Raw genomic sequence first — 16,514 nt, forward strand, 5'->3', positions numbered from 1 at the left:
ATTTAATTAATTACAGCACACTTGAAAAAATTCCCTCATTATAAACAACCAGACCAAATGGACTGTGGTCCTACCTGTTTACGCATGATCGCCAAACATTATGGACGAAATTATACCCTTCAGCGGTTAAGAGAAGTCTCTGGCATTAACCGGCAGGGCGTATCATTATTGGGAATCAGTGAAGCCGCCGAAAAGATCGGCTTTAGAACAACAGGTTTAAGAATTCCGCTGAGCAAACTGCAGGAAATAGATTTGCCTTGTATCCTGCACTGGCAACAGAACCATTTTGTGGTGTTGTACAAAATCTCAGGCACCTCTAAAAAAGTTTACGCCATTTCAGATCCGGCAAAGGATCGGATCCAATATACAGCAGCTGAGTTTTCAAAGCGCTGGACGAGCACCCGGAATAACGGAAATCCTGAAGGTGTTGCACTGATGATTGCCCCCAGTCCTGATTTTTACAGACAAGGAGGAGATCCGGAAAAAGGCCTGAGCTTAACTTACATGCTGGGCTATCTTTTAAAATACCGGCAGTTGATCATTCAGCTGTTTGTAGGCTTAGGTGTAGGAAGTTTATTGCAGCTGATCCTGCCATTTTTAACACAATCTGTTGTGGATACGGGCATCAACACCCGCAATCTTAGTTTTGTATACGTGGTATTGATTGCCCAGGTGATGCTGTTCTTAGGTAGAATGAGTATTGATTTTATCCGTTCCTGGATATTGCTACACATCACCACAAGGATAAACATTTCTATTCTAACTGATTTTTTGATTAAGCTGATGAAGCTGCCCATGAGCTTCTTTGAGACCAAGATGACAGGTGACATCATGCAGCGGATGAACGACCAAAGCAGGATCCAAAGCTTTTTAACCGGCTCTTCACTGAGTACTGTTTTTTCGCTGTTCAACCTGGTGATATTTTCATTTGTACTGGCCTATTATAACGTCAATATCTTCATTATTTTCCTGGTCAGCAGTGTGATCTATAGCTTTTGGATCGTCTTTTTCTTAAAGAAAAGGCGGGAGCTGGACTTCAAACGTTTCGATATTTCATCTGAAAACCAGAGCAACATTGTACAGCTGATTGGCGGGATGCAGGAGATTAAACTCAACAACTGTGAGCAGCAGAAACGCTGGGAATGGGAAAGGATACAGGCGGGCTTGTTTAAGTTCAGTATGAAAAGCCTGGCATTGGGACAATATCAGCAGTTCGGAGCTTTTTTCATTAATGAAGGCAAGAACATTCTGATTACGTTTATGGTGGCAAAGACAGTGATCGATGGACAATTAACCTTGGGAGCCATGATGGCCATCCAATACATTGTGGGCCAGCTAAACAGCCCGATAGAGCAACTATTGGGCTTTCTGCAGTCTTTTCAGGATGCAAAAATCAGTCTGGAAAGACTAAACGAGATTCATGAAATGCAGGACGAAGAACCAGTGGAAAAAAACTTTTTAAGCGAGTTGCCCCTAATTAAAAGCCTGAGTCTGCAAAACCTGAGCTTTACTTATCCGGGAGCAGGCAATGAACCCGTGCTGGACAACATCAGTCTGGACATCCCCGAAGGAAAAACAACTGCGATTGTAGGGATGAGTGGAAGCGGCAAGACCACGATTTTAAAATTGCTGCTCCGCTTTTATGAACCCCAGAAAGGGGAAATTAAAGTGGGCAATACCAATTTACAGCAAATTGGGTATCGTTACTGGCGGAGCAGATGTGGCATTGTGATGCAGGATGGATTTATCTTTTCGGATACCATTGCGCGCAACATCGCTGTAGGTGATGAATATCCGGATATGACGAAGCTGCTTCATGCGATCAAGGTGGCCAATATCAGTGACTTTATAGAAGAATTGCCTTTAGGACTCAACACCAAGATCGGCGCTGCAGGTAATGGGATTAGCCAGGGGCAACGTCAGCGTATGCTGATTGCCCGGGCAGTGTATAAAGATCCTGAATACATCTTCTTTGATGAGGCAACCAATGCCCTGGATGCCAATAATGAAAAAGTAATTATGGAGAATCTGGAGACCTTCTTTAAAGGCCGGACTGTGGTTGTAGTGGCGCACCGCCTGAGCACAGTAAAAAACGCCGATAACATCATTGTACTGGATAAAGGCATCATCATAGAACAAGGTAGTCACCAGGAACTGGTGAGCCGCAATGGCGAATACTATCAACTGGTGAAAAATCAATTGGAACTGGGGGTATAAGATGGAAATGGAAGAAGAGAAAATGATAGATTCCGGACTGAACGTACTGGAAGTAAATAGTGAAGAAGTTCAGGAAATTATTACCGCTGTTCCGTCATGGATCTTGCGAAGAGGGATTGCGCTGATCTTTTGTATCCTGCTTACGATTGTGGGCATCTCGGCCTTTATACAATATCCTGATGTGGTAAAGACCAATTTAAAAGTGAACTCCCTGAATGCGCCCAAAACCGTGCTGGTGAAGCAGACCGGAAAGATTGTGGCACTGCTGGCCAAAGAAGGCAGCAGTGTAACGCAGTACCAGCCCCTCGCTTTTATGGAAAGTACGGCCAATCACAGCGATGTACTGAAACTGCATCAGGAGCTGACCGGGCTTAGCGACAGCTTAAAACGTAAAGGAACGACAACAGGCTTAAGCCTGAAAAACCTGAACCTGGGCGAGTTGCAGTCGGCTTATCAGAATTTTCACCAGCAATATCTCCAATACGTTTCTGCACAGAACGGAGGCTATTACCTAAACAGCAAAAAGTACCTGGAGAAGGACCTGAAGGAAATTCAAAAGCTAAAGGAACAAATCATCAGCCAGCAGAAAATACAGGAGCAGGAATACGCCAATGTGGAGCAGGAGTTTGATGCCTACAAAAAGCTGTACCAGAAAGGAGTCGTTTCTACCAGCGAATACAAGCAGCAGGAAAATAAATACCTCTCGGGCAAGTACCCCTTGCAGCAGAGTGTTACCGCCTTGTTGAACAACAACAGCAGCTATGCGGCCAAACAAAAGGAGATCCTGGATCTGGAGCATACCATACAGGATGAACGGGCCAAGTTTGTGCAGTCGCTAAATAACATGCTAACCGAAACCGAAGGCTGGATCAACCAGTATATTTTAAGGGCACCGGTAGCCGGTAAAGTGGGTTATGCAGGTATTGTGCAGGAAAACCAGACAGTGAATGCTGGTCAGGAGCTGTTCATGATCAATCCTGCGAATACAGATTTTTTTGGAGAGGTGTATATACCGCAGTATAATATGGGAAAAGTGAAGGTTGGACAACGGACCCTGGTAAAGATGAAGAGTTATCCCTTTGAACAGTATGGCGTCATCAGGGCTAAGGTAAATTACATCTCAGAAGTCGCATTTAAGGATAGCGTTTTTATTGCAAAAATTGGATTTGAACGATTTGAAAATAAAGATCCGGAGCATAAGATCGTACTTAAAAACGGGATGCAGGCCGAGGCCGAAATCATTACTGAAGAGAGTACGTTGCTGCAACGTTTTTTAAGAAATATAACCAAGATATTGAATAGTAACTAATCTTGAGACCTTATGATAGACTTACTGCAATTAAATAAGTTCGGCAGTTTACACAACAATAAAAATATTGTTTTTTGTAAGACTGATTTCCTGGTAACGGAGTTTAAGGCCATACAAAAGATTAAAAATGAAGTGATCCTGATTTCAGGTAACAGCGATTTTTGCATCAGTCCCGGCCTTGTTTCGCTCATGCCTGATAACATTCATACCTGGTATTGTCAAAACAATCTGGTATACCATGATAAATTAAGGTCCCTACCTATCGGTTTAGAAAACTCATTTAGCAACAAAAGACCAGGACATGGTGTAGCCTGGCAACATGTCTGGCAAAAAATAGAATTGTTAAATGAGGTCTGGGCCAAGCCAGAGAAACAGGAGATCTCAAAACTTCTGTACGCAAATTTCAACATCAAAACCAATATCAAACACCGCTCCCCGATAAAGGAAATTTGTGCAGGAAGGGAATTTATTACACTTGATGAGCCCAATCTGGATTATGCAACCTTCATCGACAGGGTTTTAGCTCATGAGGCAACGCTTTGCCCTATAGGCAATGGGATAGATACGCATAGGTTATATGAAGTACTCTATTGCCGGAGGATTCCGGTCACGATTAAAAGTGGCGACTATCCGATATATTCAGAAATTTACGATCATCTTCCTATCGTTATTTTAGAAAATGCGCTTGAGCTTAGAGATAGGGAAAAATTACAGGACCTGATCGGCAAAGCAAAAGAAAAACCCCTGAAGCGGGAATTGCTTGATTATCAATACTGGGACAAGCTCATTTCCGGAGCGGCAGAAGATATCCCAATTCATCAGCCCGGCTTTTTTGAAAGACTCTTTAGTTATAAGGCTTAGGTCGTATACTGAGGTCTGCGATATCCCTGAACCATGACTGTTTTAAGTGATTAAAGATCTTGTACAAGAAAGGGCTGCCAGTTGCAACAGAACAGCCCATAACCAGCATGATGTTATAAAAACATGCCGCTTAAAGTATCCCGGCGTGACAGGGATACAAAATCTATTTTATTAAATTTTATACAAAATTATGAAAAAATTAAGTTTAAATGCTTCTGCCTTTCAGAAAGACGAACCACTTACAAGAAGTCAATTGAAAAAAGTTTTAGGTGGTGGTGGTAGTACGCTTGAGGGACGATGTGTCCAGTGCTCCTGCCATAGCGGTCCTACTACCTGCTGGTATACAAAGAGAAGTTCTCATGATCTTTGTGTTGATGTTTGTGGCTCCGCCTATTTTAATGCATTGGATCCACTTGATAGTTGCACGGGTTGCACAATGAATTAATTATTGAATTTAAGAAGATAAGTATCCTTACTTATCTTCTGTTTATGATATCCTCATTAGGGACAAGCAAGGAGTAATATTTGGCTAAATTCTAAAAAAATGATCAAAACGCTGCTAACTGGAATATTTTTGATACTATTCTCAACAAGTAATTATACAAAAGCATTAACTGCTCAGATTGACACTGCAGATAATTACTCGATTACCGGTAAAATTCGCAATTATAATAATGGATGGATTTATTTAAGCCATACCGATAAGCTTAAAAAGGATATGAGAACGGACTCTGCCCTGGTAATCAATGGAGAATTTAGTTTCTCAGGAAAAATTTCGGGAATAGCACCTTTTATTTTAGGGATACCTAATAAAGATAAAAAAGGAAAAATATTGCCTTCAATTACCTATAAAGGCCCTTTTATTTTGTCTTCCGGGCATCTTTATATTGAAGGTGAATTTGATTGGCGATCTCCACTTACTGCTTTTGGAACCAGTGCCCAGGATGAGTATAATGCTTTTAAAAAAAAAGCAGACCCAATAAATAAGAAAACAACAAAAATTATTGATGAAATAGGTCGTACAAAAAAATCAGATCACAAAAAGCTCGATAGTTTGAACGCCCGATATCCATTAGTTAATGAGCAGATTCATGATGTTGTTAAGGCTTATGTGATTCAGTTTCCAAATTCTTTGGTTTCTGCCTATATCGCTAATATAAATCTGGTAAATGCCGATCCCGCTACAGTTAAAACTATATATGATCTGCTAACGACCACCGTAAAAGAATCGCCATACGGCAAAGCATTGCTGCAAATGATACAATCTTATGAATCAACCGCAGTAGGTCGTATTTCCCCTTCATTTAACATACCTGATTTAAAAGGGCAGCTGATGTCATTGGAGGCTAATAAGGGAAGCTATACACTAATAGATTTTTGGGCGAGTTGGTGCGGCCCCTGTCGCATGGAACATCCCAATTTGATTAAAGCCTACAACAGTTATCAGGCTAAAGGTTTTAAAATCATTAGCATATCAATGGATACCGATAAGGGTTCCTGGTTAAAGGCAATAAACGAAGATCAGTTACCCTGGCTGCAAGTATCCGATTTGAAAGGGATACAAAGTGAAACAGGGAAAAAATATGGAATAACCGTTCTACCTATGAATTTTTTAATTGATCAGGAAGGCAAAATTATAGCAAGAAATTTAAGAGGAACCCAATTAATGAACAAATTGAAAGAAGTGTTATAATTTTTTTATGATCAAACAGTATCCACAAGCCAATTGGTTTGTCGATACTGTTTTTTACGGGCATTTTGATCTTATAAGACTTTGGACTTTTGCAACAAAATACAAGCCCCACCTCCTGCTGCCAGTTTTACCTCCAATATCGTGGATTTGTTCACGATTCTTTTTTCGGTGGTATAGCTTTCTTTATTCGTTCTAAAGTCTGCATCCTTTCCATCCTTTATGATCAGGGCTTCATAGGTTCCTTTATCCAGTACATTGAGCGGAATGCGAATGGTCCTTGCGTTTTCATTACCTGCCGCTCCTATCAGCCAGTTGCCTTCTGCTGATTTGCGTGCCATCAAGATGTATTCACCGATTTCTCCGCTTAAGGTCTTGCTTTCCTTCCATGGCATTTTTTGTGCACTGATAAACTTCAGGTGCTCAGGATACTTGTTATAGTACTCAGGAATATCCGGAATGATAGTTGCGCCCGAAAAAACGATCAACGTCCGAGCTGCTTCCGCGGTAACGGTAGCAGGAACAGGCTGCGAATTGTCCACTCTTCCTTTCTGCACCATATCCATAGCGCCATTGTTCATATCCAGAGGACCGGCAACCATGTTGACAAAAACAGCAGTTGCAAATGTTTTGGGTTGAAAGACCTTATGACCATCGGATTGTGCCTGATCGTATTCTCTGGTCACGGCATTGGGCCAGGTACGCATTTGTCCGTAAGGATGCACAGGGCCGTCATGAAAATCAACGAGCAGATGATTTTCTGCGCACAATCGGGTAACGAGTTGTGTATGCAGATTTTTCTCTTCCGGACTGCCATTCATAAAACCATACTTCACACCGCCTGCCCCCCATTCACCATATTGTTTTAAAGTCGCTTCCAATGGAAATTTCTTTCCTCCTACATCATTCAGATACAGCCATACTTTCAGGCCCTTTTCTTTACCATATGCAATGATCTGCCTTACCTGATCCACTTTTCCACCTTTCATAGGATCTGAATCTTTACTAAATTCCGGACCATACCAATCGGCGTCGAGTACCAATGCTTTCATTTTGTTCTCCGCAGCGAAATCAACCATGCGTTTCCAGGAAGGCAGTGACATCTCATACTTGAATCCATCAACTACCGCACCATTGATTCGCCAGTCCCAAACCGCTACGCCAGGTTTTACCCAGGAAAAATCCGAGCCGGCTGCAGGTGCAGGATTCAACAATTCAATCAGATGAGTATCAACAAGATCTCCCGGTGTACGGCCATATAAAATTACCCGCCAGGCCTTTCCCCGATGTGAGGGCACCCCGAATACTAATGATTTTTGTGCTTTAAGGCGTAACGGTTCCCCACTTTCCAATGCCGCTTCATGGACGGCCATAAAAGCCTTCTCACCTGCCTTTATGGTCATTACGGGTAGTCGCTCTCCATCGGCATCCTGTAGTTTTTCAGGACCAATGTTATGATTTTCACCGTTGTAATACCATGCACTGAAGTTACCGGCAAAATTAAATGTGGTCATTTCCTTTTCTGCATTTGCATGCTCATATCTGAAAGCAATGCCATCATTGTACAAGCGGGCTTTAATCGTAAACAGATCAAACACAAGGGTAAGTTCCTGATATACATCAGGTACTACGCTCCGTTTGGCCCATACCGGATTCCATACGCTCTTTACCGACCGGATTTGTTTGCTTTTAAAAACCGGGATTCCTTTAACCTCAGGTCCTATTCTGGAAGACTGAAGCATTGCTTTTCCATCGGCCTGGAAATCATAATAGATTTCTCCCGATGGGTTCATTTTAAATTGCAACTGCAAATGTTTGTCCGGCGACTGTACAGTAACAGGCCAGGACTTTGCGTGCGTGGATTGTCCGAACGCTGTACCTGCGATCAGCATACATAAGCCAACAAAAAATAGTTTCATCTTCATATAGGCTTATATTATAGAATTGGACCTTTTTTCCAGGGCCCGGTGATCGCCAATGTCAGGCCTGGCGACTGGATATTCACAAAAAGCGTATTACCACCTGGTGAAAATACCGGACCAGCAAATTCCGAATTCCGATAACCTACATTTTTTGCAATGACATAGGTTTTTCCCTGAGGGGTAATTCCGATAATTCTAGGATCATGCTTGTCTTCACAAATGATCACGTCTCCCCAGGGCGCGATGGTCAGGTTATCGCAATTCTGAAAGGTCTCTACATTATTAGGTTCCAGAAAAAGTTCCAGTGTTCCCGGTGCCTCTTTTTCCCGGCTTTGTCCTTCAAATTTACTGGGTGTATATTTAAAGATCTGCCCCCTCCGGGTTGTACCTCCATCAGTACAGGCAAAAAACAATTCATTTTTACCATACCATATCCCCTCACCTCTTGAAAACCTTGCGGCCCCAAGATCAAATCCTCTTAACCTCAGGTCGCCATCCGGGGCCTGCACATCTTCCAGGTCTATCCATTCCACTTCAAAAGACTTCTTTTCAGGGAAACGGTTGGTCGTTAAGCTCCCATAATTTCGCGTATCTGCGCTTTTCCACTCCCTGATCGCAAGACATTGTAATTTTCCGCCCTTATGTAACTTCCCGTAAGCATTTGGAAGGTAGCGGTAAAAAAGACTGTTTCCTTCATCTTCAGTCTGATAAACGATACCTGTTTTAGGTTGAACCGCTACCGCTTCATGCGTAAACCGGCCCATGTCTTTAATGGGATGCGGATCGGCAATTCCAACGCGGTCTGTTGCGGCTATTTCAAAATTAAAACCGTGGTCTTTTTCCAGACTATTGTCGCCGGCCGCAGCTTTAAAAGTATTTTCTTCGCAGGTGATCCATGATTTCCATGGCGTGATGCCACCGGCACAGTTCCTGATCGTACCAATTAAGCTGAGGTATTGCGCTTCTACCTGCTGTTTTTGCTCATCGTACACCAACGTGGTAGTTCCGCCCACACACAGATCCTTACCTTTACCAAAATCATAGATCTTATCCTTATCGATTTTATGGATCAGTTCATGATTCTTGCCAAACGGACCTAATTCATCTGCACCAGGAACGTTTTCATGATTTCTGATCAATATCGTTTTGCCCTTAACCGCAAACGATCCCATTCCATCGTACATACCAGGTACCAACAAACCATCCGCCATCTGATCTCCCTTGCGGGAAATAACTTTTGCGACGAAACCTTTGGGAAGGCTCAGTACATCCCCTTCGCGGTAACTAAGCGGGCCGAAACCTATTCCCGCATCAGATAAAGAAAAGATATCCATTGCGGCATTTGCCGCATAATTGTTTAATCCGATAAAGCCCAGACTTACCAGGCCCGTGTTTTTAATAAAACTCCTTCTTGAATTGTCCATTGTGTGTCTTATGTGTGTTTTATGCGTGTCTTAATTTATTTCTGAGACGAATCAGTAATCATGGATTCGTTCAGGCGCTTATTGTAAACTTTAACATCCGAAACCAGGCCCTTTGACTTAGGGTCGAGAGGCCTGCTTAATGGAAATACCAGGGTTTGCATTCTGCTGATTTTACCATCTGTATTTTCAAAGCTGATCTTTTTGCCTTCCATTTTCTGCACCAGTTTTCCATCAACGTACAACCAGGTACCTTTTTCATTTCCAGTAAGTACAATTTTATAGCTGCTGCCGGGCGTAAATACAAAATCAAAAAGATCCGTATAATTCTCCCTGCTAAAACCAATTTTCAGCCCGTCTTTCTGATCCATAAATACCCTGGCATTTTCAGTTTCAAACAGCGTCACCCCGTTATTGTTGCCCGGATTTGGCTTCAGGGTAAAAGAAACCGAATATGGGTAACCTATTTCTTTAAGTGGCAACGATAAGGTCTCAAATCCCTTAGCAGGTTTGCCATTCACTAAAACCAGAGAATCCGCGCCTGAAGAACGAACAAGTGCACGCATATTCAGGCCAGGTCCTTCTGCGATATTGGCACTGTTCCCCGCAAACGAAGCCCAGTCAGACTGATCTGTCTTTCCCGTCCACATCTTTTCCGCCAAAACCTGCATCGCCGGAAAAACCCGTTGATGGACATCTTTCATCGTAATCCCATTACCCACATGGTCATTCCATACCGCAAACATTCCTCCTCTTATTTTGGGATGTCCCATCAAAAACACCTCTTTACCGATCTGATTCGGTTCCCAGCTTTGATAGAGGTGTTTGATATTCAGAAAATCATAGTAATAGCCTGCTGCAGGAACGATATACAACCATCCATCCGGAGTACTGATCTGGTCGTAACCCAGGCGAACCATTTCTTTAGGCTCCGCATAACCATTGTACCAGGCATTCATCGTCACTCCTTCTACGCTCACCTTTGTATTCCCTTGTGCATGCGTTAATGCACCCCACAGGCGTACCTTTTTGCCAAAACCTTGTACAAAACGGATGTAATGATCTGTAAAGGCCCTGAAACTTTCCGCTTCTTTTTTCGCATATTCATCCGTTCCGATATGAACTTCAGGATCTACAAAAACAGGATCTTTTCCTTCGATATATTCTTTAAAAACCTGATCTATGATCTCGTAAGTTTTGGGGTTATTGATGTCCAGGTGATCCATTCCATAAGCTTTACTTCCGATCTCAGGAAAGGCTTTGGTAAAAGCCAGGGAATGTGCAGGGACATCAATTTCCGGAATAATACGCATACCGTACAACTGTGCCGTTTTCTGTAACTCCCGGAATTCTGCCTTTGTATAATGACCGTCTTTAGCAGTCAGCTGAGGGAAAGTGGAACTCTCCAGCCTGAATGCAGAATAGGTTTTGTCCCAGTCGCCGCCAAAAAACTGCTTGAATCCATTGTCATTCAAATGAATATGAAAATCACCCATTTTATAATAGGCCATCATCTTCACATAATGTTTCAGAAAGTCGAGCGTAAAAAACTTACGGCCAACATCGAGCACTAAGCCCCTTACTTCGTATTTTGGATAATCATGCGCCTTCCCCTTTACGATCGTGCGATGAGCAGGATCTTGTTCCAGCAATTGCAAAATCGTCCTGGTCGCCCAAAAAGCGCCTTTATAATAGGCTGCACTGATGCGGATGGTCTGATCAATATCCAGGGTATAACCCTCCTCTCCTAAATTTTTCAGCTGAGGGTTGAGATCAAGAATGATGTCTCCCGGCTTTGCTTTAGCTGTAGTAATGCTTAAAGCAGCATGACCCGTTAATTTTTTAAGATCACTGAGCAGGATCCTCGCTGCCGGTGCTAAAAGCGCCCAGTCCCTGGGCTTGACGACGACGATGCGGCTAGTAGATAACAATTTAAATAAACCAGTTCCGCCCTTCCATTCCCTTAGAGAAGGGATCACAAAGGGCTGCTGATTTGCGCCCGGTTCCGCGGGATACCGGCCTGCTACTTTTACTGTATGTGGAAATTCGTAGGAACGGTTATTTCCCTTATTCTTTAGCTTAAATACCAATTGAACCTCACACTCGGTTAAAGGCTGATACACCTTGCCATCTAGACCTATAACCGGTTTTCTACTTGAACCGTAAAGCGAAAGTTCATATCCCTGAGCAACCTTTGGAAGGCTCAATTGCGGTGTACCCTGGGCTAGCTTATCAGGAAATGACAAGCCTGAAACGATCGACTTAAAGGCAACTGAATCAGCACTGGTCAGCTTTTCTTCCTGCGCCCTCCCGGCTGTCGTCATGAACGCTAAACAAGCTGCAATTGCAGCCGATCTTTTTAACATAAAATATATCATATCTTGTTTTATTTAGAAACTCCCCATGAAGTATTGGGTTCTGCTCCCATAAATAATTCTAAACGATCTCCATCTATAATTTGAGCAAAGTCTATATAACACTTGTTATATACCTTTCCATTCAATTTTGCAGATTGAATGTACTTGTTCTGCGCAGAATTATGGTGGGCCTGAATCGTAAAAGTTTTTCCCTTAGCATACTGGCTATCCGTCTTTATTTCTACCTTATCAAATACAGGGCTGAAAATTTCGTAACGATTTTCTCCCGGACATGAAGGATGAAGCCCGCTTGCTGCCAATACATACCAGGCCGACATTTGTCCGACATCCTCGTTGCCAACCAATCCCTCTACCGAGTTTTTATAAGCTCTTTTACATATTTCGCTCACCCATTTCTGAGTAAGATAAGGCTTCCCCAGCTTATTAAACATAAATGGAACAAGGTGTACAGGCTCATTGGCATGGTTGTAATAGTCATTCCATTTCATAGATGCCGGTGCTTTTTCAAAAAACGACACCAACTCAGCAGCCGTACGCTCGCTGCCACCAAGTAATGTCGCTAATCCATCAATGTCATGTGGTACAAACCATCCCTGCTGATAAGGGTTACTTTCAGCGCAGCCAAAGCCCATTGCAAGTATTCCTTCTTTAGGAAGTTTTGCCCATGAATCATCGTTGTTTTTTGGTCTGAACCAATTAATTGAAGTATCGAAAATATTCTTATAACTTTTAGAGCGCTTAAAGTACAATGCAGCATCCTCTTTTTTACCCAGGCTGTCTGCCAGCATAGAAAGATTCCATTCAAAATAAGCATGTTCCAGTGTTTCCGAAATCCGACCGGAATGTCCTCTATCTCCATTACCAAACTTCTCGCAGGTGTTTTTTGCATAAAGGTAGGCCTTGTCGACATCAAACTTCCTGATCCCTTTATTATAGGCATCCACCATGACCGAAACTGCTGGATTTCCCGTCATACAACCACTATAAGCATTTAAAAACTCCCAACGTTCCAAATAATGCTGTCCGTTTTCATCTGCCAGTTCTACCAGCGAATTTACCATGTCATTTACGACATTGGGATTGATGATATTCTGTAAGGGAAACTGGCTCCGATACACATCCCATCCACTAAAAATCGTGCGCTTTACAAACTTATCGGTTTGATGGATTTTCTGATCACCTCCGACATATCGCCCGTCTACATCGGTAAAACAGCGCGGGTCGATCATCGTATGATAAAGTGCGGTATAAAAGATGGTCTTTTCATCTTTGGTTCCTCCGGTAACTTTGACTTTACTCAAAGCCTGGTTCCAAAGCGCCTGTGTCTGTTTATGAACTGCGTCAAAATTAAAATCCCTGATTTCGGCCTGAAGGTTCTTTTCTGCCCCCTCCATGCTTACAAATGAAATTCCTGTTTTTAAAAAAACCTGTTCATTCTTCCCGGTCTCAAACTCTGAGAAAAAGCCAAGATGCTTCCCCTGCATTTTTTTTACCCCATATACAACTTTGGCATTTTTCACGATATTCTGATAAGCATCGCTGGTCACATGCTCTCTTTTACGTCTTTGTCCATCAGGTATATCGGCAGTCCATACCCCATAATTCTTTAATGGTTTACTGAGCACGGCATGAAAGTAAACCGTATAATCAGGCTTTCCATCACCGTTACCCCAACCACCACCTTCCGGTGTACACTTCATCCAGCCGCGAATTGTGTGATCATCCACCACCTCGACATACTGCTCTGTAGAGGTACCGCCAACCCGCCGGGCAAGGTCAATCTGGATGCGCGACTGCTTTCCTGCAGGATAAGTAAGCCGTAGCATCCCGCTATGCGGTGCTACGGTAGCTTCGGCCTTAATATTGTAATCAGTTAAGGTTGCCGCATAATAACCCGCCCCCGCTTTTTCTGTTAACTTATCATAATGCGAACGGTACCCTTTCTCTTTACCATCTTCTTTACCGGCAAAAGTTTTCAATGGCCCGGTAGTGGGCATCACCAAAAAATTCCCAAGATCACCATACCAGCCAATCCCACTCATTTGGGTAAACGCAAAGCCCTCAATGGTATTGTGCTCGTAACTATACCCACTGCCGTTGTCTCCTCCTGTAATGGTATTGGGACTTAACTGAACCAGGCCAAAGGGACTCGCAGCTCCTGGAAAGGTTTTACCCAATCCGGCACCGTCTCCCGCCTTGGCAATGCTGGTACTGGCACCAATAAAAGGGTTCACATATTCTACAGGCTGTTTCTGGGCATATGCCGCCTGCATCGAGGCTACAAACAAAAAGAGTGGTAAGATTTTTTTATAATTATTTCGTCGCATCATATATCATTTCTACTTTTTAAATTTCAGCTTCCATTTTACGGTCTGACTTTCCCTGCTCTTAATCACTACACTAAGCCATCCTTTTTCGGATCGGGGCAATACTTCAATGGTTACTCCTTTGCTATCTCCAACAGCAGCGTTATCGAGCTTCCATTTGCCGCCATCATTCATTCCGGCGATACGCATTTCATAACGGTCACCAGCAATGACGCTACTCGTTCCGGAAAGTGTTTCCCCCTTCCATTCTTCTTTTTGGAGATCAATCATCCCCTGAGTGATGTGTTGAGAGGTAGATACCACCACCGGATGATTTGATTTGGCGCGCAGGGCGATGACCTTGCAGGACTCTGAAGGGAGTGTTTCTTCAATTGAGCCATTGATGTCCGGAAGCACTTTATTTCCCCAGAAATCAAAGGCGTAATAATGGGTTTTATCATTTAATCCGGCATAGCTCAGAGAGGTACGGATCTTTTGAGCACTGGTTTCCCAATTAAACAAGCCTAATACCGTACGGTCTGTACCTGATTTTTTATCTTTTGCCAGCCAGATGGAAGGCAGCATTTTATCAAAAGCATCAACCGGCCTTGCTGTTCCGTTATGTGAAGCCATACAACGCTTCATAATTTCTAAGCGGTCCGATGGCAGATCAGGAAGCCAGTCGCTGCTTAAAAAGAATTGTCCTGAAACTGCAACGAAAGATGGAAGCAAGCGCGCCCTTGTCAGACTGCCAATTCCCTCTGCCGCGCCATCGGCTGTTGATTTGCCTTTTTCTCTTAACATAGAAGGATCCGGGTCATTCCACCATACTCTTCCATTGAAGAAATAAAGCCTCGAGGCACGAATTGCGCCTGTACGGATACTTTGTCCATCATGGTTAAAATCAGGTCCGATACGCATGGCATTGACCAGGCCAATAGACGCACCGAAAGACCTCATGTTCTGGCTGACACAGCATCCGGAAAGGAACATATTTTCACCCGTACATTTTCTGATGATTTTCAAACCATCTCTAAATGATTCGATCTGCGTTTTAAATGGATCGAACAAGGGCTTATTGTTTCCTATGCTGTCATTCTTGTAACCGTCATTAATGTAAATCTGTTCAGTAACGGTTCCAGTCCATAATCCGTCCATTTTGAAGTAGTCATAGCCCCATTTTTGCATCGTACTGGCATAATGGGCAAGGTGTTCCTGAACTTCCGGATTGGTCAGGTCAAGAGAAGTCCCACCCCAGGTGGTTTCATAAGGTTTCCCGTTTTTTCTTTGTGCAAACCAATGCTGACGGTCTTTATATTCAGGATCCTGATGATTGCGGCTAAAAGGCATCCACCAGATTCCTGCCGTTAGGCCCGCGTCTTTAATGGCAGTGGCAGTGGTCGACATTCCGTTGGGATAACCACCTTTCGGATCTACCCGGTCAAAGCCTCTGTGCGGACCATTATATTGCCCCCCGGCCTGCCATTGGTCATCGATCTGAAGTACGCCCAAGCCAAAAGGCTTCAATTCTTTTTTAATAAAACCGGCCAGTTTAATCGTTTCAGATTCGGTGCCGGCACCTCCATTTTTTTCAGAATACCAGGTGCAATAAACAGCAGTTCTTGGCTTCAGCTTAATCTGTTGCTTTTTGGCGATTGCATCGGCAAATTGTTCTTCACCCAGACGCGCATCGTCAAAATAGCCGATCAGCAAGGTTTCTGTATTTTCTGCTTTAGCCGCAGAGATATTAAAACGACCATAATCAATCTGTGGGTTGATTTCAACCAGGTTGTTTTTAACCTGGGAAAATAATACACCACTTCCTTTTTCATTGGTTAGCCAGCCCGTTACCACTCCGTTTCTTGATGCGGGATCAACGGTGGTCAGAAAGACATAACTTCCCGGATTTTTATCCGGATCCAGTAGTCCGCCGGTTCCCAGTGTTTTTAACTTGTTAATGGGTTTTCCCAAATCGACCAAAAAGGAAACCGGGTTTAGTTTTGGAAGGTCAAGGATGTTATTTCCGGTATTTTTTACCGTTTGAGTGATAAAAAGAAATGGTTGCGAGGGATACAGGACAAAAGATACCGAGGACCCGTCAGCACCAATTGCGGTTAAAGCCTGACCAGTACCAAAGACAGGATCCGTCACTTTCGTATTGGCAACTTCCCTGAAATTCAGGTTTGGAACCAGTTTTTTCACAAATAGCTTCCCCGTAGACTTCGAGCTAAGGTTAAAATCACGGGTTTGGGGATTATAAATCAGCATTAAAGCAGAATTGCCAATGCGGTTACTGCTCCCCTCCCGAAGCTCAGTGTGAGGAGCGGATGCTTTCGCCATTGGGCTCTGGAAAGTCAAAGCACAAAAGACGATTGCCGCTGAATGTAAAAAGAATCGGTTCATTATGTTT

General features: G+C 43.2%; 9 protein-coding genes. 4 read left to right on the plus strand and 5 right to left on the minus strand.

Annotated features, from left to right (window positions below; all coding sequences use genetic code 11):
• Positions 1 to 21: 21 nt before the first annotated feature.
• The 4 genes from BLQ87_RS13485 to BLQ87_RS13500 all read left to right on the plus strand — a co-directional run bounded on the left by BLQ87_RS13485 (position 22) and on the right by BLQ87_RS13500 (position 6,080).
• The gene (locus BLQ87_RS13485) at positions 22 to 2,217 is read left to right on the plus strand and encodes a peptidase domain-containing ABC transporter (protein ID WP_074607481.1); all 2,196 of its coding nucleotides are present in this window, start codon (positions 22 to 24) and stop codon (positions 2,215 to 2,217) included.
• A gap of 1 nt (position 2,218) precedes the next feature.
• Positions 2,219 to 3,526, plus strand: a complete 1,308-nt coding sequence (locus BLQ87_RS13490) for a beta-barrel domain-containing protein (RefSeq protein WP_083361850.1) — start codon at positions 2,219 to 2,221, stop codon at positions 3,524 to 3,526.
• Positions 3,527 to 3,538: 12 nt separating this feature from the next.
• Positions 3,539 to 4,387, plus strand: a complete 849-nt coding sequence (locus BLQ87_RS13495; protein WP_074607484.1) for a hypothetical protein — start codon at positions 3,539 to 3,541, stop codon at positions 4,385 to 4,387.
• A gap of 544 nt (positions 4,388 to 4,931) precedes the next feature.
• Positions 4,932 to 6,080 (plus strand): TlpA disulfide reductase family protein, encoded by a 1,149-nt coding sequence (locus tag BLQ87_RS13500; RefSeq protein ID WP_074607486.1) that lies wholly within the window; start codon positions 4,932 to 4,934, stop codon positions 6,078 to 6,080.
• Between the two features lie 71 nt (positions 6,081 to 6,151).
• Here the strand turns inward: BLQ87_RS13500 and BLQ87_RS13505 are convergent, their stop codons facing one another.
• Genes BLQ87_RS13505 through BLQ87_RS13525 form a run of 5 tightly spaced genes read right to left on the minus strand, consistent with a single transcriptional unit; the run spans position 6,152 to position 16,507 of the window.
• Positions 6,152 to 8,002: a glycoside hydrolase family 97 protein gene (locus BLQ87_RS13505; protein ID WP_074607488.1), complete on the minus strand. Its 1,851-nt coding sequence runs from the start codon at positions 8,000 to 8,002 to the stop codon at positions 6,152 to 6,154.
• Positions 8,003 to 8,013: 11 nt separating this feature from the next.
• Positions 8,014 to 9,423, minus strand: a complete 1,410-nt coding sequence (locus tag BLQ87_RS13510; RefSeq protein WP_074607490.1) for an alkaline phosphatase PhoX — start codon at positions 9,421 to 9,423, stop codon at positions 8,014 to 8,016.
• A 35-nt stretch (positions 9,424 to 9,458) separates the two neighbouring features.
• Positions 9,459 to 11,798 (minus strand): family 20 glycosylhydrolase, encoded by a 2,340-nt coding sequence (locus BLQ87_RS13515; RefSeq protein WP_218129455.1) that lies wholly within the window; start codon positions 11,796 to 11,798, stop codon positions 9,459 to 9,461.
• 8 nt (positions 11,799 to 11,806) lie between these two features.
• On the minus strand, positions 11,807 to 14,128 hold the full coding sequence (locus tag BLQ87_RS13520) for a GH92 family glycosyl hydrolase (RefSeq protein ID WP_074607492.1): 2,322 nt from the start codon (positions 14,126 to 14,128) through the stop codon (positions 11,807 to 11,809).
• A 9-nt stretch (positions 14,129 to 14,137) separates the two neighbouring features.
• A complete protein-coding gene (locus tag BLQ87_RS13525) occupies positions 14,138 to 16,507 on the minus strand; it encodes a glycoside hydrolase family 36 protein (protein WP_143010439.1) in 2,370 nt (789 codons plus the stop codon).
• Positions 16,508 to 16,514: the final 7 nt, after the last annotated feature.

Origin of the sequence: Pedobacter steynii, from assembly GCF_900103665.1 — a bacterium.
GTDB lineage: Bacteria > Bacteroidota > Bacteroidia > Sphingobacteriales > Sphingobacteriaceae > Pedobacter > Pedobacter steynii.

Excerpts from the sequence above, each read along its gene's own strand:
- BLQ87_RS13500 (WP_074607486.1), top strand. The coding sequence starts at position 4,932 with ATGATCAAAACGCTGCTAACTGGAATATTTTTGATACTATTCTCAACA.
- BLQ87_RS13520 (WP_074607492.1), bottom strand. The coding sequence starts at position 14,128 with ATGATGCGACGAAATAATTATAAAAAAATCTTACCACTCTTTTTGTTT.
- BLQ87_RS13495 (WP_074607484.1), top strand. The coding sequence starts at position 3,539 with ATGATAGACTTACTGCAATTAAATAAGTTCGGCAGTTTACACAACAAT.
- BLQ87_RS13505 (WP_074607488.1), bottom strand. The coding sequence starts at position 8,002 with ATGAAGATGAAACTATTTTTTGTTGGCTTATGTATGCTGATCGCAGGT.
- BLQ87_RS13525 (WP_143010439.1), bottom strand. The coding sequence starts at position 16,507 with ATGAACCGATTCTTTTTACATTCAGCGGCAATCGTCTTTTGTGCTTTG.
- BLQ87_RS13510 (WP_074607490.1), bottom strand. The coding sequence starts at position 9,423 with ATGGACAATTCAAGAAGGAGTTTTATTAAAAACACGGGCCTGGTAAGT.
- BLQ87_RS13490 (WP_083361850.1), top strand. The coding sequence starts at position 2,219 with ATGGAAATGGAAGAAGAGAAAATGATAGATTCCGGACTGAACGTACTG.
- BLQ87_RS13515 (WP_218129455.1), bottom strand. The coding sequence starts at position 11,798 with ATGATATATTTTATGTTAAAAAGATCGGCTGCAATTGCAGCTTGTTTA.